The organism is Deinococcus maricopensis DSM 21211, from assembly GCF_000186385.1.
Taxonomy (GTDB): domain Bacteria; phylum Deinococcota; class Deinococci; order Deinococcales; family Deinococcaceae; genus Deinococcus_B; species Deinococcus_B maricopensis.
Genome location: NC_014958.1, coordinates 45,494 through 66,108 on the forward strand (window position 1 = coordinate 45,494; position 20,615 = coordinate 66,108).

Sequence of the window (20,615 nt, forward strand, 5' to 3'; positions counted from 1 at the left end):
CTCAGGTGGTGGGTGCGGCGCGGACGAGTTTCAGGAACTCGTTGTACACGATGGCGGTGGTGCGCGCGTCTTCGAGGGCGTCGTGTGCCTGGTACTCGATGCCGAAGTGCTTGGCGAGCTGGTCGAGCGCCGTCCCGACCTTTTTGGGCAGGATGCCCGCGTGGATCAGGAACTGCGCGGTCGTTTTGGTGTCGACGTGCCCGCACCGGAAGACGCGGCTGCGGTCCGGCAGGAGCGTGCGCAGGAACCCGAGGTCGAACGCGAAGTTGTGCCCGCCGAGCATGACGCGGCCCACCTCGGCGGCGTACGCGCGGATGGCCGCGGCGACTTCGGCGGGGGGGTGCGCCTCGTCGTGATGCGTGAGGAGGTCGATGCCGTTGACGCGCATCGCTTCGGGGTCGACGGTGTACGTGTCGTGGCGCACACGCAGGTGCAGGGGGCGGGTGATCTCGCCGTCCTGCAGGGTCACGAGGCCGACGGTCAGCAGCGGGTGGACGGCGGGGTCCATGCCGCCTGTTTCGGTGTCGAGGAAGATGATCGGCTGCGCGCTCATGCTCCCTTGTACTGCCGGGTGGGCGGGCAGGGGTGAGGGAAAGGCCAAGCTGCACAGGCGGTCCGGGCGTGGCGGGCCCGGCGGCTATACTCGCGGTTATGTACCAGCCGGTGATCGGGCTTGAGGTCCACCTGCAACTGAACACGCGCACGAAGATTTTTTCCGCGTGCAACGCGGACTATTTCGGCCAGGCGCCGAATACCGTCACGGACCCGTTGACGTTGGGACTGCCGGGTACCCTGCCGGTCGTGAATGCGCGCGCCGTGGAGCTCGCGGTGATGTTTGGGTTGGCGCTGAACTGCGACGTGGAGGGGTTCACGCAGTTTCACCGCAAGAATTACTTCTACCCGGACGCGCCGAAGAACTACCAGATCAGTCAGTACGACCGGCCGATCGCGCGGGACGGCTGGGTGGACGTCGGGGCGCGCCGCATCCGCATCAAGCGCGCGCACCTGGAGGACGACGCGGGCAAGCTGGTGCACCCGGCGTACGCGCCGTACAGCCTGCTGGACCTGAACCGTGCCGGGAGTGCCCTGATCGAGATGGTGACGGAGCCGGACATTGCCGGGCCGGAGGAGGCGCGCGTGTTCCTGGGGTACGTCCGTGCGCTCGCGCAGGCGCTCGGGGTGAGTGACGCGAACCCGGAGGAGGGCAAGATGCGCTGCGATGTGAACGTCAGCCTGCACCGCCCGGGGGAGCCGTTCGGAACGAAGGTGGAGGTCAAGAACCTGAACAGCTTCCGGAGTGTGGCGCGCGCGCTGGAGTACGAGATTGCGCGGCAGACGCGGGTGCTGGAGGGCGGCGGTGTGGTGCGGCAGGACACCATGGGCTGGGATGAGGGTGGCAACAAGACCTTCGTGATGCGCACGAAGGAGGGCGAGGCGGACTACCGCTACTTCCCGGACCCGGACTTGCCGCCGCTGGTGATTACGCGCGAGTTCATCGAGGACGTGCGCGCGCGGATGCCGGAGCTGCCGGTGCAGAAGCGCGAGCGGTACGTAGCGGCGGGCATCAAGGCGGACGCGGCGGAGACGCTGGCGGACAGCGTGACGCTGAGCGCGTTCCTGGACGCGGCGATGGGGGAGGGTGCGGACGCGCAGAAGCTCGTGAACTGGCTGCTGGGGGACGTGGCCGGGTGGCTGGCGGCGCGGGAGTTGGACATCGGCGCGAGTCGCCTGACGCCGGCGCACCTGGCGACGCTCGTGAAGCTGATTGACGCGGGCGAGCTGAGTGGGAAGATGGGCAAGGAGCTGCTGCCGGAGGTGATGGAGGGTGCGGACCCGGCGGCGCTGGTGCGGGAGCGCGGGCTGGCGGTTGTAACGGATACGGCGGCGATCGAGGCGGCGATTTCCGCGGCGATGGCGGCGAACCCGAAGGCGGTGGAGCAGTTCCGCGGGGGGAACGCGAAGGCGGCGAACGCGCTGTTCGGTCCGGTAATGCGCGCGATGGGTGGGCAGGCGAAGCCGGAAGTGGTGCGGGACGTGCTGATGCGGAAGCTGCAGGGCTGAGCACCGCCCGGAACAGGACTTTACATTTGTGAACAGGACCGGCGGTCACCTTCGCCGGTCCTGTTCGGTGGTGGGTGCCGGAGGGCGCGCTGGACGAAGTTGAGCGCGTAAAACTCAACGGGCCTGCGTCCATGAGGAACAGCTGATGTGATGGTGTCCGTTTGACACAATTCTGTAATAGTTCACCAGCTAAGCTTCTGGTCGATGAAGCTGCACCTGACCTCCCTGCTCCGCGCTGGCCTGCTCGCCCTCACCCTCGGCGGTGCGGCTCACGCTGTCGACGCCCTCCCCCTCCCCAAACTCCTCGGCGCGAATGCCAAAGTCACCGCGCCCGTCACCCTCGTCGAGGCCGTGACCAACGCCGAAGACGCCGCCATCACCGAAAAGGTCATGGCCGCCCTCGTCGACAAGGCTGACGAACTCGGCGCCCTTCCCACCGACGGCCCCCTGCCGTACAACGCCGCGTACGGCGTCACCCAGGCCGAATTCGAGCACTTCCTGCACCCTCGCGTGACCCTCAACCCCACCGGGCAGAGCACTGTCACCCTGGCACGCGGTGACGCGGACGGCATCGTCAACATCGACGGCGGTGACGGCCTCGACGGCCTCGACGGCCTGATCCTCGACCTCAACCGTGACGAGTTCCGCACGCCCTACGGCGTCGCCCGCGGCACCACCGTCGACGTGAAGGACCTCGACGAGCTCGGGCCCCGCGCCGGCCGCGCCTGGATCATCGAGGAAGGCGACGTGGACGCCAGCACCCCTGACACCCTCACCCGCGTCCGCCTGGAAATCCTGCAGCTCCCCGGCGAACCCCGCCTGCTCCTGCGGTACCGCGCCACGGTCATCCGCAACGGCGAAATCCAGAAGCGCGCCGACGTCATGGCGCTCATGGCCGTCAAGTAACCCCACCGCATGAAGAGGCGCGGCCCCGCAGGGCCGCGCCTCTTCATGCGGGTTACTGCAGCGCGTCGCGGATGGTCGCGCCGAGCGCCGCGATGCCCCGCTCGATCTGCTCGGTGCGCGCGTTCGAGTAGCTCAGGCGCAGGGTGTTTTCGCCGCCGCCGTTCGCGTAGAACGGCGTGCCCGGCACGTACGCCACCTTGCGCTCCACCGCCAGCGGCAGCAGGTCCGTGGTGTTCACGCCGTCCGGCAGCGTCACCCACAGGAACATCCCGCCGTCCGGCGTGGTGTACTCCGCGCCTGCCGGGAAGTGCTCGCGCATGCGCGCCATCATGTCCTGCGCGCGCGCGCCGTACGCGGCCTTCACGATCTCGATCTGGCGCGGCAGCACGTCCGCGAGCAGCTCCGTGACGATCATCTGGTTGAAGATCGGCGTGTGCAGGTCCGCGCCCTGCTTCGCCTGCACCAGCTTGTTGATGATGGGGCGCGCGCCCTGCACCCACGCATCACGCAAGCCCGGCACGAGCGTCTTGCTGAAGCTGCTGCTGTACACCACGTGGTTCGCGTCCGCGTCGCCGCCGTGGTACTGCAGGCCCAGTTCGTACAGGCTGGGCAGCAGCTCCCCGCTGAAGCGCAGCTTCCCGTACGGGTCGTCCTCAAGGACGATCACGCCGTGCTGCGCGGTGAGCTCCACGAGCGCCTGCCGGCGCGCCAGGCTCATGGTCCGCCCCGTGGGGTTCTGGAAGTTCGGGATGGTGTAGAGCACCTTCACGCGTTCCGTCTGCAGGATGTCGCGCAGGGCGTCCACGATGATGCCCTCCTCGTCCATGGGGAGGCCCACGTACCGAGGCTCGTACGGCTGGAACGCCTGCAGGGCGCCCATGTACGTGGGTTCCTCGACGGCCATCACGTCGCCGGGCGTGATCAGGACCTTGCCGAGCAGATCGAGGCCCTGCTGACTGCCGGTCGTGATCTGCACGTGCGCGGGCGTGATGCCGGGCGTCTGCGCCGCGATCCACTCGCGCAGTGGCAGGTGCCCTTCGGTCGTGCCGTACTGCACGCTCGCTGCGCCGTACTTCTCGATGACGGTCGCGCTCGCCTGCTTCACGGCGTCGAGGGGGAACAGTTCGGGGGCGGGCAGGCCGCCCGCGAAGCTGATGATGTCCGGCTGCTGCGTGAGCTTGAGCAGTTCACGGATGGTGCTGGCCTTCATCAGCTGCGCGCGACCGCTGAACGCCGCGTGCCAGTCCAGGGGGGAGGTGGTCGTCATACGCGTCATCCTAACGCGCGTTCGGTGCGCGGCGGGTGTGCGCCGACCCCCGTTCACCTAGACCGCTGCCCGCATGGAAGTGGCGCCCGGCTGAGTGCGGGCGCCGCGCGGGGTAGAGTGAGCCCCGGACCGCGGGCCTCGGCCCGCCCACGCGAAGGAGGACTGCATGCTCGTTACTGGTAAGGACATTCTGGTTCCGGCGCGCGCCGGGAAGTACGGTGTCGGCGCGTTCAACACCAACAACATGGAGATCACGCAGGCGATCATCCATACCGCCGAGCGGCTGCGCAGCCCCGTCATGGTGCAGATGAGCGAAGGGGCCATCAAGTACGGCGGCCAGGACCTCGCGAACATCGTCATCGACCTCGCGCAGCGCGCCACCGTGCCGGTCGCGCTGCACCTCGACCACGGCAGCTCGTACGAGAGTGCCCTGAAGGCCATCAAGATGGGCTTCACGAGCGTGATGATCGACGCGTCGCACCACCCGTTCGAGGAGAACATCCACGAAACGCGCCGCGTCGTGGAAGCCGCGCACGCCATGGGCATCAGCGTCGAAGCGGAACTCGGCCGTCTGGGCGGCATCGAGGAGCACGTCGTCGTGGACGAGAAGGACGCCTTCCTCACCGACCCGCAGGAAGCCGTGCAGTTCGTGGAGCAGACCGGCACGGACTACCTCGCCATTGCCATCGGCACCAGCCACGGCGCGTACAAGGGCAAGGGCCGCCCCTTCATCGACCACGAGCGCATCGAGAAGATCGAGCAGCTGCTGAGCATTCCGCTGGTCGCGCACGGCAGCAGCGGCGTGCCCGCCGAGATCGTGCAGCGCTTCCGCGACAGCGGCGGCGAAATCGGCGACGCGTTCGGCATTGCCGACGAGGACCTGCAGCGCGCCACGCAGCACGGCATCGCCAAGGTGAACGTCGACACTGACCTGCGCCTCGCCATGACCGTCGGCGTGCGCGAAGTCCTGAAAGCCACGCCCAAGGAGTTCGATCCGCGCAAGGTCTTCGGCCCGGCCCGCGAGGTCATGAGCCAGATCATCGAGCACAAAATGCGCGTGCTCGGCAGCGTCGGCAAAGCTTGACAGCGGGCCGGGCGGGGGCGACGCGCTGCGCGTCGCCCCCGCCCTTATTGGCGAGCAGAAACGTGACGCGTCTCACGCGCGCGCCTACGGGTTTTCTCACGGCCCCGCGATATGCTCAGGTCCGCTGCGTATGCCCCCGAGAACCCACCGTGTGTTTCGCGCTGCCGCCGTGCTGGTCCTGACGACGGTCGCGCTGGCCCAGACTGATTACCGCGCCCGCCTGACCGCCCTGCTCCCCGCGAGCGGCCAGGCCGCGCGCGTCATGGAATGGCGCACCACCGCGGCGGGCGTCGCCCTCATTCAGGATCGCCTCGCGACGACCGCGCCGAACCTGCTGGACAATTTCGCGGCGTCCGTGCGCGTCGGCAAGGTCCCCCCGTACGACCCGCGCTACGGCGTGACGCCCGAGGAGTACGCGCGTCTGGTGGTGTTCCGCAATACGCTTGCCACCACGGGTCGCAGCGTGAAGCTGAACGTCACGCGCACAGACCGCAAGTTGACGTTCGGGCAGGCGGCGGGCGCCGAGGCGCTGCGCGGCATCAGCCTCGATCTCGTGAGCGGCGAGATGCGCCTGCCTGAAGGCTACGTCGCCAGGCCGCACGCGGTGCAGGTGAGCGCCGACGTGGACGGCACCGGGCTGGGCGCGCGCAGCGGCTGGGGCTGGAAGTTCCAGGGCAGCGACCCGAAGACTTTCAACGCCATTGACGCGAGCGTGTCCCTGATGCGCCTGTCGAGCGGGAGCGTCGTGCTGACGTACAACCGCATCAGCATCGTGAAGGGGCGGCTGCAGCCGGAAGTGCAGCTGTACCTCACGTACCCGCACCCCTGACGGGCCCTGCGCCCACAAGGAAGGACGCCCCGCATGGGGGCGTCCTTCCTTGTGGGTCAGCTCGCGCGTTGCTGCAGGACGGGCGCGGTGGGTTGCGTGTGGTCCCACGCGAGGCGTTCGCGCTGCGCGTTGCGGCGGTGGAGGTCGAGGATGGCGTCGTTGCCATGGGCTCGCCCGGCGTCGAGGTCGCGGGCGGTGAGCGTCTCGAGGTACGTGAGGCGCATCAGTTCGCCGGTGGTGAGGCCGTCGCGGGTGTGCTTCACGCCGCGTTCGCGGCGGATGGTGGCGCTGTCGGTGCCGAGGACGCTGCGGTTGCTGACGCTGCCGATCTGGCCGAACACGGCGCCGCTGCCGCCGCTGCGGGCGATGGCGTTCATGAGGCTCTTGCGGGCTTCGGCGTTTTCCAGGCGGGCGCTCAGCCAGTGGCGTTCCTGCGGGCTGGGGTTGCGTTCGGCAATGTCGGCGGCGAGGTGGACGTCGCCGCTGAGGGCGCGGGCGAGCGTGTCGAGCGCGCGGGCCTGCCAGGCGCGGCCCTGGCGGGTGGGGGTGGTGACAGCGACGCGCAGGAAGTCCTGGAGGCTGAGGGTGGCTTCGGGGCCGGCGCCGAAGTCGCGGGGTTCGTCCGGGAGGTGGTGCGTGCGGGCGAGGTCGGCCCAGGCGGCGTCTTCGAGGCCGAGGATGCGCAGGGCGGTGGCAGCGTGGAGGCGCGCATCCGTGCTGGTGGGCACGCGGTGTGCGCCGAGTTGGACGAATGGCATTACGCTTTTCATACGTGTATTGTAGCATAATTTCGCTAAAAACGTAATACGGCTGGGCCTGGCTGCCCACCTCGCGCTATACTCCGCCTGCGCGCCCGTAGCTCAGTCGGATAGAGCGGAGGACTCCTAAGCCTTAGGCCACTGGTTCGATTCCAGTCGGGCGCACCACCCCCAGGACGCGCTGCAGCGCGTCCTGATCTTCTTCAGGGGCGCGCGCCAAGGCCACACGGCCCCGGTCAGACCCGCGCGTGCCGCCTCACGGCCGGGCCACCACCAAAACACACCTGCGCAAACTTGCACGCCCACCCGGCCCTCAGGCGCTACGGTGGGCGCATGAACAAAGTGCTCATGACCAGCGCCGCCCTTCTGCTCAGCTCCGCCCTTGCCGGCGGCGCGAGCGCCCCCCAGACCAGCCAGGTCCTCACCGGCCGTCCTGCCGTGCTCGCCGCCGCCCTCAAGGACGCCGGCTACACCGCTGAACTCATGGACGAGGACGGCGACCCGCTGCTGCACATGATGATCGGCGACCTCCACGTCGACCTGTACTTCTTCGGCTGTAAAGCGGGCGTCTGCCAGCGCGTGAACGCCACTTCCAGCTTCGACCCGGCCGAGGACGAGGAAGAGCAGGACCGTCAGCTGAACATCGTCGCCAGCTGGGGCACCGACTACTTCACGCAGGCGTACACCGACGAGGACGGCGCCCTGTACCTCGACGACGCGTACACCCTCGCGGGCGGCTTCACGAAGGCAAACTTCACCACCTGGTTCAAGGACTACGTCGCGGACCTCAAGGCGTTCCGCAACGAACTCGCCGGCGAGTAAAGCGCGAAGTTCCAGCTGGGCCGCCCACACTCGGGCGGCCCAGCTGTTCAGTGGGTGAGCTGTGAGCGGCGTGGCGGATGCATGCGGACGGTTTTGCTACCGTGCCGGTATGCCGGACGACGAACGCGTGATCGTGGACGCCCTGGAGGGTGAGTGGGTACGGTTGGAGCGTGGTGAGCACGCGTTCGACGTGCCCCGCGCGTGGTTGCCCGCGCAGGTGCGCGAAGGTGACGCCCTGATCGCCCGCGTGGACGGCGGTGCGGTGCACTTTGAGGCCCCGGCCGGGCTGGCCGCACTCGGGGTGCGGCAGGCCGCGCAGGCGCGCCTGGACGCCCTGAACGCCGAGGGGCTTGAAGGCGACATAGACCTCTGAAGCCAGAAAATCAAGCCCTTGCGGGGCGCGCGGGGACCTGCTGTAATACCCGTATTCCGTTCAACACGTAACATTTGGCACCCTGACGTACCCTCGGCAGGGTGCCAGATCTTGTATGTGTTCTGCATGTAGGTACAACATCTTGCTTGCCGGGGGCAGGGGGGCGTGTTAAAGTCAGGCATCGACGGCGCGACGGCCGCGCCGACCCAACGCAGGACCACCGTACCCGCACCCCAACGGGCACGGCTTTTCTTTTGTCGCCAAGGAGACCCTCACCGTGACCACCCCCACCGCCACGCCCGCCCTCAAGAACTTCGACGAGAACGCCCACCACATCGCCAAGCGCCAGTACATGCAGCCGACCGACGGCGACCTCGCGGGCCTGTTCCGCCGCGTCGCCACCTGGGTCGCAGGCGCCGAAGCGCCCGAAGCGCGTGAACACTGGGCGCAGGCGTACTTCGACCTGATGGCCGAGAAGAAGTTCTGCCCGGGCGGGCGCGTCATGGCGGGTGCCGGCACGCAGCACGGCAACGTCCTCAACTGCTTCGTGCAGGGCGCGACCGAGCACGACCCCAGCAGCTTCGCCGGCATCATGGAAGTCGCCAAGAAGCTCGCGCTCGTCACGAAAGTCGGCGGCGGCAACGGCGTGAACCTCGACGTGTACACGCCCCGCGCCCCCAGCAGCCGCCCCGACGCGGGCGTGCGCGGCTGGGCGTACATGAGCGCTGCGCACCCCGACGTCACGGACTTCATCGAGGGCATGATGCGTCCCCCCACCCAGCCGGACGGCGACAAGGAAGCCACCGCCATCCGCAACTGGACGCGCGTCGTGTACGGGCACGCCATCCCGCAGGACCTCGTGGTCCTCGCGCGCCAGAACGGCGTCACCATCGTCCGCGCGCTGCCCGAAGGCATCCTCACCGTGCAGGACGACATGGGCGGCATTATCGACGCGGCCCGTCAGGTCAGCGAAACCGCGAAGCTCGGCCTGGAGCCCCGCATCGACCTGAGCGGCATGCGCCCCGAAGGTGCGCCCATCAAGGGGTCGGGCGGCACCAGCAGCGGCCCCGTGAGCTTCCTCGTCGAGATCTTCGACAACTTCCTCGAATGGGCGAACCGCGGCGCGGAAACCAGCGGTCCCATCAACACGCTGCGTTACGTGTACGCCCCGGTGCTGCGCGTCGTGCGTCAGGGGGGCACGCGCCGCGGCGCGGGCATGGCCACCATCAGCATCGGCCACGCGGACGTCCTCGACTTCCTCACCGCCAAGGACCTCGACCGCGAAGCGAGCGAGGGTGACATCAGCACCTTCAACATCAGCATCCTGGTGGACGAGGCGTTCTGGGCGACGCTGCAGGCGAACGGCCTGTGGGCCATCCCGGCGCAGGACGTGCCCGGGAAGTACTACCTCGAGCCGCAGAAGGGCAAGTTCAGCGGCAGCTTCCCTGAGTTGCCCGAGCGTGCGGAGGACGGCGCGCGCGGCGTGCCCACCTACGGCGGCAAGATCCCGGCCGCGTGGCTGTGGCGCGAGATCGCGCAGCACGCGTGGAGCACCGGCGAGCCCGGCCTGATCTTCGTGGACCGCATCAACGAGTACAGCGCCCTCAAGAACCTCGGCGAGCGTTACCAGATCAAGAGCACCAACCCCTGCGGCGAGATTCCCCTCACCGTCGGTGAACCCTGCGACCTGGGCGCCATCAACCTCGCCGCGTACGTCAAGGGCAGCGACTTCGACTACGCCGCGTTCCGCGCGGACGTCCGCACCACCGTGCGCTTCCTCGACGACGTGCTCGACGTGAACGTGTTCGCGCTCGAGGACAACCGCGAGGCCAGCCAGAGCCTGCGCCGACTCGGCCTGGGCGTCATGGGCCTGGCCGACGCCCTCATCAAGATGGGCCTGCGCTACGACAACGAAGCGGGCCGCACCGCCATCTTCGAGATCATGAGCGCCCTGCGCGAGGAAGCCATCGCGGAAAGTGAACGCCTCGGCGCCGAGCGCGGCGTGTACCGCGTGTACACCGAGAACGCCGACAAGATCCCGCACGCGCCGCGCCGCAACGTCGCCGTGCTCACCGTGGCGCCCACCGGCACCACCAGCATGCTCATGGGCGTTTCCTCCGGCATCGAGCCGGTGTTCAGCCCGTTCATCTGGCGCAAGATCGGCAGCGAGTACCGCGCCCTCCTGCACCCGCTGTTCGTGGAGCTCCTCGAAACGTACCCGCCCGCCGCGAACATGGACGTGGACGGCAAGTGGGACTGGGACAAGGTCACCGAAGCCGTCAGCGAGAACCACGGGAGCGTCGTCGGCCTGAGCTTCATCCCGGACGCCCTCCAGCAGGTGTTCGTGTGCGCGCACGACATCAAACCCCTCGATCACGTCCGCATGCAGGGCGCCGTGCAGCGCGCCTTCGACGCCGAAGGGTACGCCGCGAACAGCCTCAGCAAGACCATCAACCTCCCGAACGACGCCACGGTTCAGGACGTGCAGGACGCGTACACCGAGGCGTACCGTACCGGCTGCAAGGGCATCACCGTGTACCGTGACGGTTCGCGTCAGTTCCAGGTGCTCAGTACCAGCAAGAAGAAGGCCAAGAAGGACGAGGAGAGCGCCGAGGTGGCCGCCCCCGCCGCCGAAGCCCCCGCGGTACAGGCGCCGGCCGCGCCCGCATTCAAGCCCGGCAAGCCCGTGTACGAACGCCCCGCGCGCCTCAGCGGCATCACCGACATGGTGAAGCTCACTGACCCGACCAGCGGTCACCGCCGCAGCTTCCTCGTGACCGTCAACCACCTGAGCGGCAAGCCCATCGAGGTCATGGTCACCAGCGGCCGCGCCGGCGACGAAGCGAACGCCGACAGTGAAGCGCTCGGCCGCGTGGTCAGCATTGCCCTGCAGTACGGCGTGCCCGCCGAAGCGCTCGTGAAGACGCTGCGTGGCATCAACGGCGGACTGTACGGCAGCTACAACGGCCGCCTCGTGGGCAGCAAGGCGGACCTGATCGCCGTCGCCCTCGAAACCTTCGCCCGCGACGCCGAAGCGCTCGCGCTGCCGCCCCTCGTCGGCGGCAGCGGCGAAGCGGAACGCCCGCTCAGCGGCGTCAGCACCGAAGGCATGAGCGGCGAGAAGTGCCCTGTGTGCGAGGCGAACGCCGTGATCCGCGAGGAAGGCTGCCTGAAATGCCAGGCGTGCGGCTACAGCAAGTGCGGCTGAACACGGCCACCTGAATCATGAAGGAGGGGAAGGAAACTTCCTCTTCTTCTGTCATGAAGCGGGAGGACACTAGGGCATGACGCCGGGGCGGGAGCCCGGCAGGCGTCATAGAGGCCGCAACACATCGCGAAAGCCCCGTGTGAGGACCCTCAATGCAGCGACCTGAACCGTAGAGGAAGCCGTCCACTTCGCGCCGACCGCGCTCGCAGGGCCGCGCACGTGATTGTTGTGAGTTGAGACCCTGAACGCAGTGCCTTCAGAACCGAACAGCCGAGGTGGGTGGAGCCGCATGGACGCTCCACCCACCTCGGCTGTTCGGCTCCCCAACTACTGCCCGCCCGGTGCATGCCATTGACCCGCGTTGCATACGGCGCTAGAATATTGTCATTCGCGCCCATGGGGCGCTTTTTTTGTGCCGTGAAGCGTCCCTTCACACGGTGCGGCGGGTCATGTTCCGCTGTCCCCGCCGGGGTACGGTCGGCGGGAACAGGAGGACCACATGGAGTACCGGCAACTGGGCCGCACCGGCCTGCAAGTCAGCCCGCTGTGCCTCGGCACCATGAACTTCGGCCCCGAAACGACCGAGGAGGACAGCTTCGCCATTATGGACCGCGCACTGGACGCGGGCATCAACTTCCTCGACACCGCGAACGTGTACGGACGCAAACTCGGGGAGGGCGTCACCGAGAGCATCATCGGCCGCTGGCTGGAACGCCACCCCGGCCACCGCAACCGGATCGTGCTCGCCACGAAGGTGTACGGCCGCATGGGCGAAGGCCCCAACGACCAGCGCCTGTCCGCGTACCACATCCACAAAGCCTGCGAGGACAGCCTGCGCCGCCTCAAGACGGACCGCATCGACCTGTACCAGATGCACCACATCGACCGCCGCACGCCGTGGGAGGAAGTGTGGCAGGCGATGGAACGCCTCGTGCAGGAGGGGAAGGTGCTGTACGTCGGCAGCAGCAACTTCGCCGGGTGGCACATCGCGCAGGCGAACAGCGTCGCGCGCGAACGGCACTTCATGGGGCTCGTGTCCGAGCAGAGCCTCTACAACCTGAACGCCCGCACCGTCGAACTCGAAGTCATCCCCGCGTGCGAGGCGTTCGGGCTGGGCCTGATTCCGTGGAGTCCGCTCGCGGGCGGGTTGCTGGGCGGCGTGCTGGAGAAGGTGCAGGGGGGTCGCCGCGCGAGCGAGCAGATGCAGAAGAACATCGAGAAGCACCGCCCGCAACTCGAAGCGTACGAGGCGTTCTGCCGCGACCTGGGCGCCGCGCCCGCGGACGTGGCGCTCGCGTGGCTGCTGCACCAGCGGGCCGTGACAGCGCCCATCATCGGGCCGCGCACGGTGGAGCAGCTGGAGCAGAACCTTGGCGCGCTCGACCTGAAACTCGGCGAGGACGCCCTGCGCCGCCTCGACGAGCTCTGGCCCGGACCGGGCGGTCAGGCGCCCGAAGCGTACGCCTGGTGAGGCCCGGCTGCATCGCCTTGACCCTCGCTGCATAGCGCGCTATCCTGTGTTTATCAGCGTCCGAAAGGGCGCTTTTTTTCATGCCTTCGGCGTCGTTTACGCACCTGTCATGGTTTCGTGCGCGCGCGTGCGTCAGAATGCCCTGAGAGGTATTCCTGACATGATTGAACATTTGACTGGTCAGCTCGCGGGCGTTCACGCCGCGACCGGCGACGCGCTCACCCGCCTGACGGGCGCGCTCTGCGCCCTGGAGGGCGCCGAATGGGCCCTCACGCTCGCCGACGTGCGCGCCCTCGCGCGGCAGCTCGTGGCGCGTTACGGCAAGGGCCTCGTGCGCGTCGACCCGCGCGTCCCCGTGAACCGCGACCTGCTCGCCGTGCACGGCCTCGCGGTCGCCACCACCGACGCCGACTGGCGCGGCGCGAACGCCGTGTGGCTCCTAAACCCCGACGAAAAGACCCTCAAGCGCGCCCGCAAAGCGGAAGTGCCCATCATCGTGGACGCGACGTTCGCGCCGGGCGGCGGGTGGCTCGCGCGCGGCGCGGACCTCGTCGTGTACCGCGACGCCGTGACCCTCACGGGCTTCGCGGACGCGACGTTCGGCACGCTGCTCGGCACGGGGGACGCGCCGGAACACGTCGCGCCGGGCGCCTCGGACCTCGCCGTGGCCCTCGCGCTGCGCGACGTCGCCACCCTGCCGCTCCGCGCGGCCCGGCAGGCGGACACCGCCGCGGCGGTGCTGGCGGCCCTGCCCGGGCGCGCCCAGGGCGTGGCGGGCGGCACCCTGCTGCTCGCGCCCGAAGGCCTGCCCGCCGACCACGCCGCGTGGGACGCCCCGCTGGGCGGTGTGCGCCCGGCCGCGCTGAGTGTGCCTGCCGGGACGCTCCTGAGCGTCGGCCTGGAGGACGCCAGTGCGCTCCTCGCGGCGCTCGGCCTGACCCGCGAGGAACGCGGCGCCGACGCGCCCGCCGAACCGGCCGCGGACGCGCCCGAACCGCGCCCGGCGCCGGAAATCGTGTACTCCGGCAGCATCCCCTACCCGGACGAGGCGGAGGACGCGGCCGAATCCGCCGCGCCCGAACTGGCCGAGGCTCAGGAGCCCGAACCGGAAGCGCCCGCGCCGGAGCCGGAAGTGCACATCCACGACCTGCACCCAGACCTGCCCACGCCCGACGCGGGCGCGGACGCCGTTGCGGACCTCACGGACGAACAGCGCGCCGTGTTCATGCGCCTGCGCGAGTGGCGCAACGCGGAAGCGAAACGTCAGGAGGTGAGCCGCTTCATCATCGCGTCGAACGCCACGCTCGCGGAAATCGCGCGGCGCGCCCCGCAGACGACGGCGGAACTGCGCGAGGTGCGCGGCATGGGCCCGCAGCGCCTCCAGAAGTACGGCGAGCAGATCATCCGCGTCGTCTGGGGCATCTGACCCATCCCTGCAGGCAGCGGGAGAGGGGCGGCCTGTGCGGGCCGCCCCTCTCCCACTGGGTCTCAGAAGGCGCCGAGGTCCTGGCCGTTCAGGGTGACGCGCCCCGCGCCGTAGTTCAGGGTGGCGTTCAGGTTGTCTCCGCGGCGTTCCAGCATGCCCGCCTCGACCAGGCCGCTCAGGTTCGCCGCGAGGCCCTGACGGCCGCCCGGGTCGACGAGCGTCAGCAGTTCCCGCACGGCCTGCTCCCGACCGATCAGGTTCGCGCGGACGTTCAGGCCCGCGAGCAGCACCTCCGGCGACGCCTTCAGCGTGGCCGCGTCGATGCCCTTGGCGTCGGGGAGCGTGGCGACCGCGTCGAGCGTGACCGTGCCACTCGGCTGCTCCACCGACAGGCGGTCGACCGCGATCACCGGCGCGCCCTGCAGCAGCGCCAGCACGTCCGCCATCAGGGCGTCCTCCTGCGCTTTGGTAAGGGTCGGGGTGGCCTTGCCCTGGCGGGCGTCCTGCTGCATCGCCTCGAACGCGCGCGCCAGGCGCACAAGCGGGTCACGCGCGAGGTGCCGCGCGGACACGTGCAGCTGCAGGTTCTTGAGGTTCAGGCCCGGCACGCTCACGCTGCCCACGTCGTACTTCACGGTCCCGCCATAGAACTGCCCGCCCGCGTCGCTGGCGTTGCTGCTCACGCGGATGCCGCGCGCGCCGATGCCGTCGCCGGCGCTGACGCTGTCAATCGTGAACGCGGAGTCGCCCACGCCCAGCGGATCCTTCGCGTCGCGTTTCGTGGTCTTGCCGCTGAGGCGGACGCCGTTCACGCTGACAGTCGTGCCGTCGCCGCTGACGGTCACGGTCGGCAGCGCGAAGTTCAGGTCGGTGGTGCGGCCGCTCGCGCGGTACGTGCCGGTCAGCGGCTGCCAGCGGACCATGTCGGCGCCGTCCGCGAACTGCCCGGCGGGCACGTTCACGGAGGTGCTCGTCGAGCCGGTCAGGCCGATGACGGTGCGGATCTCCGGGCGTTTCCCGCCGAGCGCCTTCTCGAACGCCGCCTGCACCTTCGCGTCGGCGAACTGCACGTCCGTGTCGATGACGGCGTTCGCGAGGGTGCGCAGGCCCGGCAGCGGCCCGTGCTGAATGCGGTTGGTGACCTTGAGCTTCACGCGGTCCTCGTCGGGCCCGACGAGGACCGTCATGGTTTCGGTGCTGCTCATGAACCCGCGCTGGTACTGGTGCTCGGTGATGTGCGCGAAGCCGGTCGCCTCGAGGGCCTGGCGCATCGTGGCGGTGTTGCCGTTCATCATGGCGGCGGTCTGCGTGCTGCTGACGGCCGTGGCGCCGGCGACCGCGCCGGCGATCAGGGCGACGGTCACGCCGCCGATCAGGACCGGGCTGGGGCGTTTGCGGGGCGGGCGGGGGGTAGGGGAAACAGTCATGGGGCCTCCTGAGGCAGACGCGTGCCCTCCGCGCGGCGCGCCGAGGGACGAAGCGAATCGAGGGAATAGGGGGGGAAGCGCAGGCCAAGGGGGAGGGAATCCTGCGCGCCCAGTTGCAGCGTAGACGGGCACGCGCGTCCGCGCACGCGAATGTACGCGGCGCGGCGCCCCCGGAACCGGGTACGCTGAAAGGTCTGCCTGCCGTTTGCTACTTTGGGGTGTTATGACGCCGGAGCGTTTCGAGAAACTCAAGCGGGTGCTGAGCCAGCGGCAACCCACCCTCACCGTCCTGATGGAGGAAGTCAACAAGCCGCACAACTTCAGTGCCATTCTGCGTTCGTGCGACGCCGTAGGCGTGTGGGAGGCGCACGCCGTCCCGCCCAAGAACGGGAAGCTGCCCACGTACAACGCCACCAGCGGCAGCGCCGAGAAGTGGGTGCGCGTGCAGAGCCACGCGGACGCGCCGAGCGCCGTGCGTGAACTGCAGGGGCGCGGCTTCCAGGTGCTCGCCACGCACCTGAGCGCGCGCAGCGTCGACTACCGCGAACTCGACTACACGCGTCCCACGTGCGTGCTGCTCGGCGCGGAGAAGTGGGGCGTGTCCGAGGAGGCCGCCGACGCCGCCGACGCGAACGTCGTGATCCCCATGCTGGGCATGGTGCAGAGCCTCAACGTGTCCGTGGCGTGCGCGACCATCCTGTTCGAGGCGCAGCGGCAGCGGCTCGCCGCGGGCCTGTACGGCCAGGCGCCGTTCCCGCCGGACGAGTTCGACCGGGTGCTGTTCGAGTGGGCGTACCCGGACCTTGCGGACACCTACCGGGAGCGTGGCGAGCCGTACCCGGCGCTCGACGAGCACGGCGAGATCATTCGCGCCTGAGGTTTGCCTGCACCGGGGTCACGCGGGCCTGATGGAGGAGGGCGTACAGTAAACGGATGATCGACACCATCAAGCCCCTCGCGAAGAAAACCGACAGCAAGATCCTGATGGTCGTCCTCGACGGCGTCGGCGGCCTCCCGCTCGACCTGAACGGTGACACCGAACTCGCGACCGCCCGCACCCCGAACCTGGACGCGCTCGCCCTGGAAAGCCAGCTCGGGCAGCTCGAACTGGTCGGCGCGGGCATCACGCCCGGCAGCGGCCCTGGGCACCTCAGCCTGTTCGGGTACGACCCGCTGCGCTTCGTGGTGGGCCGCGGCGCCCTCAGCGCCGTCGGCATCGGCGTGAAACTCAGCGCCGGCGACGTGGCCGTGCGCGGCAACTTCGCCACGCTCGGCGAGGGCCGCGTCGTGCAGGACCGCCGTGCCGGCCGGCCCAGCGACGAGAAGAACGCCGAAATCGTCGCGAAACTCCGCGCCGCCATTCCCGAGATCGACGGCGTGCAGGTGGAGATCTACACCGAGAGCGAGCACCGCTTCGTGGTGGTGTTCCGCAACCCCGGCACGCCGCTCGGCGCGAACCTCAGCGACGTGGACCCCCAGGCGACCGGCGTCACGCCGCTCGTCGCGCACGGCCATGACGCGGTCAGCGAGAAGACCGCGGAGCTCGTGAACGCCTTCGTGACCCGCGCCGAGGCGGCCCTCGCCGACGAAGCGCAGGTGAACGGCGTGCTGTTCCGCGGGTACAGCGACGTCCCGCACTTCCCCAGCTTCGAGGACGTGTACCAGCTGCAGGCAGCGTGCATCGCCAGCTACCCCATGTACAAGGGCCTCGCGAGCCTCGTCGGCATGGACGTCCTCGACGTGGAAGGCGAGGAGGACGCGCTCGACGGCAAGGTCGCGGCGCTGCGCGCCAACTGGGACAAGTACGACTTCTTCTACTTCCACGTGAAGAAGACCGACAGCACCGGCGAGGACGGCAACTTCGACGCGAAGGTCAAGAAGGTCGAGCTGTTCGACGCGCTGCTTCCGCAACTGCTGGAGCTCGGCCCGGACGTCGTGTGCATCACCGGCGACCACAGCACGCCCAGCAAGCTCGCCACGCACAGCTGGCATCCGGTGCCGGTCCTGATCCGCAGCGCGTACGGCCGCAAGGACGCCGCCACGCGCTTCACCGAAGAGGAGGCGGCGCGCGGCACGCTCGGCCTGCGCCGCGGCACGGACCTGATGCCGCTCCTGATGGCGAACGCCCTGAAGCTCCAGAAGTACGGCGCGTAAGCTCCCCAGGAAGCAGGGCCCGGCGGTCTCGCCGGGCCCTGCTTCGCCATTCAGGCGACCGTGGCGGGCACGCCCGCCTGCACGACGTGCCGCACGCGCGCGGCGTCCGCGAGGGTAACGTCCGGGCGGCCGTCCACGATCAGGACGTCCGCGAGCGTGCCGGGCTGGAGGGTGCCGAGGTCCGCGCGCCCCAGCAGGCCGGCCGCGTCGGTTGTGGCGGCCTGCAACGCCCGGGCGGGGGAGAGGCCGAGCAGGGCTGCGAACAGGCGCAGCTCGGCGTGCAGGCCCGCGCCGGGCAGCACGTCGGGCGCGGCGGGCGTATCGGTGCCCGCGACGACGCGTCCGCCCAGGTCGAGGACGCGCACGCAGAGGGCCACGGCCAGTCGCAGGTCCGCGAGCGCGGCTGCGCGCATGCTGTCCGGCAGGGCCCGCAGGTACGACCATTGATGCTGCAGGCCGTCCAGGGCCGGCCCGGCAGGGGTGTTCAGGGTCAGCGGTTCCAGGGTGCCGGCGAAGCCCGCGAGGTTCACGAGGGTGGGCACGAGCGTCACGCCGTGGTCGACGGTGACGCGCGCGAGGTGGTCGAGGTGCGCGGCGTTCAGGCTGTCCGCGAGCGGGTCCCCCCCGAGCCGCTGGTACGCCAGGGCGTACCCGCTCACGTGTTCGATGCTGCGCACGCCGCACGCGATGGCCTGCAGGGCGTCCACCTGCGCGCCGCTCAGGCCGCGCGTGAACGCGGTGCCCAGATCCGTCATGACCGGCAGTTCCCGTGCGTGCGCGCGGGCCGCCGCAGCGCGGTACGCGTCGGGCGTGAGCTGCTCGTACAACTTCACGGTGTCCACGCCCGCGTCGGCCAGGGCGTCTACCGCGCGGATGGCGTCCTCGGGGGTGCGGACGCACCAGCCGCCTGCGACCGGGTCGCCGGGCGCCTCGAACGCGCCCGGACCGAACTGCGCGAAGATGCTGCCCGGGCCGTCCAGGGCCGGGCCGGCGCCGAACATGCGGGGCGCGCCGGGATGCGTGCGCAGCGCGCGCAGGTTCTCCAGGCTGCTGGCAGCGTCGCGGACCGTGGTCACCCCGGCGCGTGGGAACCAGGACGCGTAGGCGGGGCGGGCGTGCACATGCAGGTCCATCAGGCCGGGCAGCAGGGTGCCGCCCTGCAGCGTGGGCACGCCGTCGGGAATCGGGGTGGTGGCGCGCGGGCCGCTGGCGACGATCCGGTCGCCGGCGATCAGGAGGACGCCGTCCTCGGTGAGGGTGGGGCGCAGCGGGTCGAGGAGGCGGCCGGTCAGGGCGAGCGTGGGCGTCATGAGCATCAGCGTGCCGCCCGCGCGACTCGCACCGTAAGATGCGGCTGTGAGTAGCGTGCTGCGCGTAACGGACCCCGGGGCGGTCCGCTGGCTCCAGCACGCGCGGGTGCGGGGTGTGCTGGGCGCGTTTCAGGGACGCGCGAACACCACGGCGCGCGCCGCTGCTGCCCTGCACCTTGACGTGCGCGTCGTCCACCGCGATGTCGGACGGCTGCTGAACGCGGGGCTGCTGCGCGTGGAACGCGAGGTGCCGCGCGCGGGGCGGCCCGTGCGGCACTACCGCGCAGTCGCGGACGCGTTCTTCGTGCCGTTCACCGTCACGGACGCGCTCAGTGCCGCCCACCTCAGCGAGCGCGACGCCACGGCGCGCGACGCGCAGTTCCGCGCGGCGTTCACGCGCGCCTTCGAGGTGGCGCTCGGCAGCAGCGGCGCGCGCGAGTGGGGCCTGCGCGTGTACTTCGACGGGCGAACCTCGCAGGCCGACGAGGGCTTTTGGGACGCGGACCTGCGCGAGCCGCTCACCGGCTGGCAGGGCCCGGACGGCCTGTACCTGCAGGGCGCCCCGGAGGTGCGCCTCACGCCCGCGCAGGCGCAAGCGGCGCAGGTGGACCTGATCCGCCTGATGATGCGCCTGCACGCGGAGCATCAGGCGAACGAACGCGCGGGCAGGGGCGCGCCGTTCCTGCTGCGGGTGGGTCTGGCCCCCGTGGACCCGCGGGACGTGCATGTGCCGGTCGAACCGACGGCGCGGCGCGGGACCTGAGGTCGCTCCCGCGCCGCGCCGTCCGGATTTAGACGTCCGGGTAGACCTTGAGTTCGTTCAGGTGCGCGCGCGGCTCGCGCGACAGCAGGTAGATGGCGGCTTGCGCGAGTTCGCGCATGTCGATCATGCTGTCGGGGTCCAGGCCGTCCGCGCGGTTGCGCGCGGTGTCGATGGCGCCCATCGGGTAGAGCGTGCGCGCGTATACGCCCTTGCCTTTCAGCTCGTCGTTCAGGCTGCCGAGGTACGCGGCGACGGCGGCCTTGCTGGCGGTGTACAGCGCCGCTTTCGGGCCGCTCATGCGCGCGGCCTGCCCGGCGCTCACGCCGAGAATCACGCCGTCCTTCTGCTTGAGCATGTGTGGCAGGACACCCTGCACGGCGTGGAACAGCGTCGTGAAGTTCGCGCTGAACATGGCGTTCAGGTCGTCCGGGGTGGCCTTGTGCGCGTCCTGCATGCTGAACGCGCCGGCGGTGTGCACGAGTGCGTCCACCTTCACGCCGCGCAGCGCCTCGATGCTGGCTGGGTCGGTCAGGTCCAGGTTCAGGACGTCCTTGGCGGGGAAGCGGTCCTCGGCGCGTGCGAGGGCCTCGCCGCGTCCGACCAGCACGAGTTCCGCACCGACGTCTTCCAGTTCCTGCGCGAGGGCGGTGGCGAGCGCGCCGCCCGCCCCTGTGAGCATGACCGTCCAGCCACTCAAACTTCGACTCATGCGTTCAGCCTACCCGGCGTGCGGTGGGGGTGGGTGTGCATTGTGTG

Annotated in this window: 18 protein-coding genes and 1 tRNA gene; 13 read left to right on the plus strand and 6 right to left on the minus strand. The window is 69.8% G+C overall.

The window, feature by feature from the left end:
• Window position 1: 1 nt before the first annotated feature.
• A complete protein-coding gene (locus DEIMA_RS00215; RefSeq protein ID WP_013555212.1) occupies window positions 2-553 on the minus strand; it encodes a 3'-5' exonuclease in 552 nt (183 codons plus the stop codon).
• A 98-nt stretch (window positions 554-651) separates the two neighbouring features.
• Between DEIMA_RS00215 and gatB the strand changes: the two genes are divergently transcribed.
• Both gatB and DEIMA_RS00225 read left to right on the plus strand, forming a co-directional pair.
• Complete coding sequence (gene gatB / locus DEIMA_RS00220; RefSeq protein ID WP_013555213.1) at window positions 652-2,061, plus strand: Asp-tRNA(Asn)/Glu-tRNA(Gln) amidotransferase subunit GatB; 1,410 nt, start codon at window positions 652-654, stop codon at window positions 2,059-2,061.
• A 204-nt stretch (window positions 2,062-2,265) separates the two neighbouring features.
• Window positions 2,266-2,967, plus strand: coding sequence for a hypothetical protein (locus DEIMA_RS00225; RefSeq protein WP_013555214.1), 702 nt, complete (start codon window positions 2,266-2,268; stop codon window positions 2,965-2,967).
• A 52-nt stretch (window positions 2,968-3,019) separates the two neighbouring features.
• Here DEIMA_RS00225 and DEIMA_RS00230 read toward each other — a convergent pair whose 3' ends face one another.
• Window positions 3,020-4,234, minus strand: coding sequence for an aminotransferase-like domain-containing protein (locus DEIMA_RS00230; protein ID WP_013555215.1), 1,215 nt, complete (start codon window positions 4,232-4,234; stop codon window positions 3,020-3,022).
• A 166-nt stretch (window positions 4,235-4,400) separates the two neighbouring features.
• On the opposite strand from DEIMA_RS00230, the gene fba reads away from it, so the two are divergent.
• Both fba and DEIMA_RS00240 read left to right on the plus strand, forming a co-directional pair.
• Entirely contained in the window at window positions 4,401-5,318 is a 918-nt protein-coding gene (gene fba, locus DEIMA_RS00235) for a class II fructose-1,6-bisphosphate aldolase (protein WP_013555216.1), read from the plus strand.
• 151 nt (window positions 5,319-5,469) lie between these two features.
• Entirely contained in the window at window positions 5,470-6,147 is a 678-nt protein-coding gene (locus DEIMA_RS00240; protein ID WP_148234844.1) for a hypothetical protein, read from the plus strand.
• A 56-nt stretch (window positions 6,148-6,203) separates the two neighbouring features.
• Here DEIMA_RS00240 and ddrC read toward each other — a convergent pair whose 3' ends face one another.
• Window positions 6,204-6,917 carry a DNA damage response protein DdrC gene (gene ddrC, locus DEIMA_RS00245; RefSeq protein WP_013555218.1) on the minus strand — a complete coding sequence of 238 codons (714 nt, stop codon included), beginning with the start codon at window positions 6,915-6,917 and terminating at the stop codon, window positions 6,204-6,206.
• Window positions 6,918-6,996: 79 nt separating this feature from the next.
• Here ddrC and DEIMA_RS00250 point away from each other — a divergent pair.
• The 6 genes from DEIMA_RS00250 (at window position 6,997) to DEIMA_RS00275 (ending at window position 14,205) form a co-directional block, all read left to right on the plus strand.
• A tRNA-Arg gene (locus DEIMA_RS00250) sits at window positions 6,997-7,073 on the plus strand.
• A 165-nt stretch (window positions 7,074-7,238) separates the two neighbouring features.
• A complete protein-coding gene (locus DEIMA_RS00255; RefSeq protein ID WP_013555219.1) occupies window positions 7,239-7,727 on the plus strand; it encodes a YbjN domain-containing protein in 489 nt (162 codons plus the stop codon).
• 109 nt (window positions 7,728-7,836) lie between these two features.
• The gene (locus DEIMA_RS00260) at window positions 7,837-8,100 is read left to right on the plus strand and encodes a DUF3006 family protein (RefSeq protein ID WP_013555220.1); all 264 of its coding nucleotides are present in this window, start codon (window positions 7,837-7,839) and stop codon (window positions 8,098-8,100) included.
• Window positions 8,101-8,377: 277 nt separating this feature from the next.
• A complete protein-coding gene (locus DEIMA_RS00265) occupies window positions 8,378-11,308 on the plus strand; it encodes an adenosylcobalamin-dependent ribonucleoside-diphosphate reductase (RefSeq protein WP_013555221.1) in 2,931 nt (976 codons plus the stop codon).
• Between the two features lie 499 nt (window positions 11,309-11,807).
• A complete protein-coding gene (locus tag DEIMA_RS00270; RefSeq protein WP_013555222.1) occupies window positions 11,808-12,779 on the plus strand; it encodes an aldo/keto reductase in 972 nt (323 codons plus the stop codon).
• A gap of 160 nt (window positions 12,780-12,939) precedes the next feature.
• The gene (locus DEIMA_RS00275) at window positions 12,940-14,205 is read left to right on the plus strand and encodes an HRDC domain-containing protein (protein WP_013555223.1); all 1,266 of its coding nucleotides are present in this window, start codon (window positions 12,940-12,942) and stop codon (window positions 14,203-14,205) included.
• A gap of 62 nt (window positions 14,206-14,267) precedes the next feature.
• Here the strand turns inward: DEIMA_RS00275 and DEIMA_RS00280 are convergent, their stop codons facing one another.
• On the minus strand, window positions 14,268-15,632 hold the full coding sequence (locus DEIMA_RS00280) for a YdgA family protein (RefSeq protein ID WP_013555224.1): 1,365 nt from the start codon (window positions 15,630-15,632) through the stop codon (window positions 14,268-14,270).
• Between the two features lie 223 nt (window positions 15,633-15,855).
• Here DEIMA_RS00280 and trmH point away from each other — a divergent pair, with 223 nt between their 5' ends.
• Together trmH and DEIMA_RS00290 are read left to right on the plus strand one after the other, a co-directional pair.
• Entirely contained in the window at window positions 15,856-16,509 is a 654-nt protein-coding gene (trmH, locus tag DEIMA_RS00285; RefSeq protein WP_013555225.1) for a tRNA (guanosine(18)-2'-O)-methyltransferase TrmH, read from the plus strand.
• A 56-nt stretch (window positions 16,510-16,565) separates the two neighbouring features.
• Complete coding sequence (locus DEIMA_RS00290) at window positions 16,566-17,786, plus strand: 2,3-bisphosphoglycerate-independent phosphoglycerate mutase (RefSeq protein ID WP_013555226.1); 1,221 nt, start codon at window positions 16,566-16,568, stop codon at window positions 17,784-17,786.
• A gap of 50 nt (window positions 17,787-17,836) precedes the next feature.
• Here the strand turns inward: DEIMA_RS00290 and DEIMA_RS00295 are convergent, their stop codons facing one another.
• Window positions 17,837-19,096, minus strand: coding sequence for an amidohydrolase family protein (locus tag DEIMA_RS00295; protein WP_083810889.1), 1,260 nt, complete (start codon window positions 19,094-19,096; stop codon window positions 17,837-17,839).
• A 46-nt stretch (window positions 19,097-19,142) separates the two neighbouring features.
• Between DEIMA_RS00295 and DEIMA_RS16555 the strand changes: the two genes are divergently transcribed.
• Window positions 19,143-19,859 (plus strand): hypothetical protein, encoded by a 717-nt coding sequence (locus DEIMA_RS16555; RefSeq protein ID WP_052303256.1) that lies wholly within the window; start codon window positions 19,143-19,145, stop codon window positions 19,857-19,859.
• A gap of 28 nt (window positions 19,860-19,887) precedes the next feature.
• On the opposite strand, the gene DEIMA_RS00305 is transcribed toward DEIMA_RS16555, so the two are convergent.
• Entirely contained in the window at window positions 19,888-20,568 is a 681-nt protein-coding gene (locus DEIMA_RS00305; RefSeq protein ID WP_013555229.1) for an SDR family oxidoreductase, read from the minus strand.
• Window positions 20,569-20,615 lie beyond the last annotated feature (47 nt).

What these genes read in the sequence shown, in the direction of transcription:
- DEIMA_RS00215 (WP_013555212.1), bottom strand. Translation starts at nt 553, where the DNA reads ATGAGCGCGCAGCCGATCATCTTCCTCGACACCGAAACAGGCGGCATG.
- gatB (WP_013555213.1), top strand. Translation starts at nt 652, where the DNA reads ATGTACCAGCCGGTGATCGGGCTTGAGGTCCACCTGCAACTGAACACG.
- DEIMA_RS00225 (WP_013555214.1), top strand. Translation starts at nt 2,266, where the DNA reads ATGAAGCTGCACCTGACCTCCCTGCTCCGCGCTGGCCTGCTCGCCCTC.
- DEIMA_RS00230 (WP_013555215.1), bottom strand. Translation starts at nt 4,234, where the DNA reads ATGACGACCACCTCCCCCCTGGACTGGCACGCGGCGTTCAGCGGTCGC.
- fba (WP_013555216.1), top strand. Translation starts at nt 4,401, where the DNA reads ATGCTCGTTACTGGTAAGGACATTCTGGTTCCGGCGCGCGCCGGGAAG.
- ddrC (WP_013555218.1), bottom strand. Translation starts at nt 6,917, where the DNA reads ATGAAAAGCGTAATGCCATTCGTCCAACTCGGCGCACACCGCGTGCCC.
- DEIMA_RS00255 (WP_013555219.1), top strand. Translation starts at nt 7,239, where the DNA reads ATGAACAAAGTGCTCATGACCAGCGCCGCCCTTCTGCTCAGCTCCGCC.
- DEIMA_RS00260 (WP_013555220.1), top strand. Translation starts at nt 7,837, where the DNA reads ATGCCGGACGACGAACGCGTGATCGTGGACGCCCTGGAGGGTGAGTGG.
- DEIMA_RS00270 (WP_013555222.1), top strand. Translation starts at nt 11,808, where the DNA reads ATGGAGTACCGGCAACTGGGCCGCACCGGCCTGCAAGTCAGCCCGCTG.
- DEIMA_RS00275 (WP_013555223.1), top strand. Translation starts at nt 12,940, where the DNA reads ATGATTGAACATTTGACTGGTCAGCTCGCGGGCGTTCACGCCGCGACC.
- DEIMA_RS00280 (WP_013555224.1), bottom strand. Translation starts at nt 15,632, where the DNA reads ATGACTGTTTCCCCTACCCCCCGCCCGCCCCGCAAACGCCCCAGCCCG.
- trmH (WP_013555225.1), top strand. Translation starts at nt 15,856, where the DNA reads ATGACGCCGGAGCGTTTCGAGAAACTCAAGCGGGTGCTGAGCCAGCGG.
- DEIMA_RS00290 (WP_013555226.1), top strand. Translation starts at nt 16,566, where the DNA reads ATGATCGACACCATCAAGCCCCTCGCGAAGAAAACCGACAGCAAGATC.
- DEIMA_RS00295 (WP_083810889.1), bottom strand. Translation starts at nt 19,096, where the DNA reads ATGACGCCCACGCTCGCCCTGACCGGCCGCCTCCTCGACCCGCTGCGC.
- DEIMA_RS00305 (WP_013555229.1), bottom strand. Translation starts at nt 20,568, where the DNA reads ATGAGTCGAAGTTTGAGTGGCTGGACGGTCATGCTCACAGGGGCGGGC.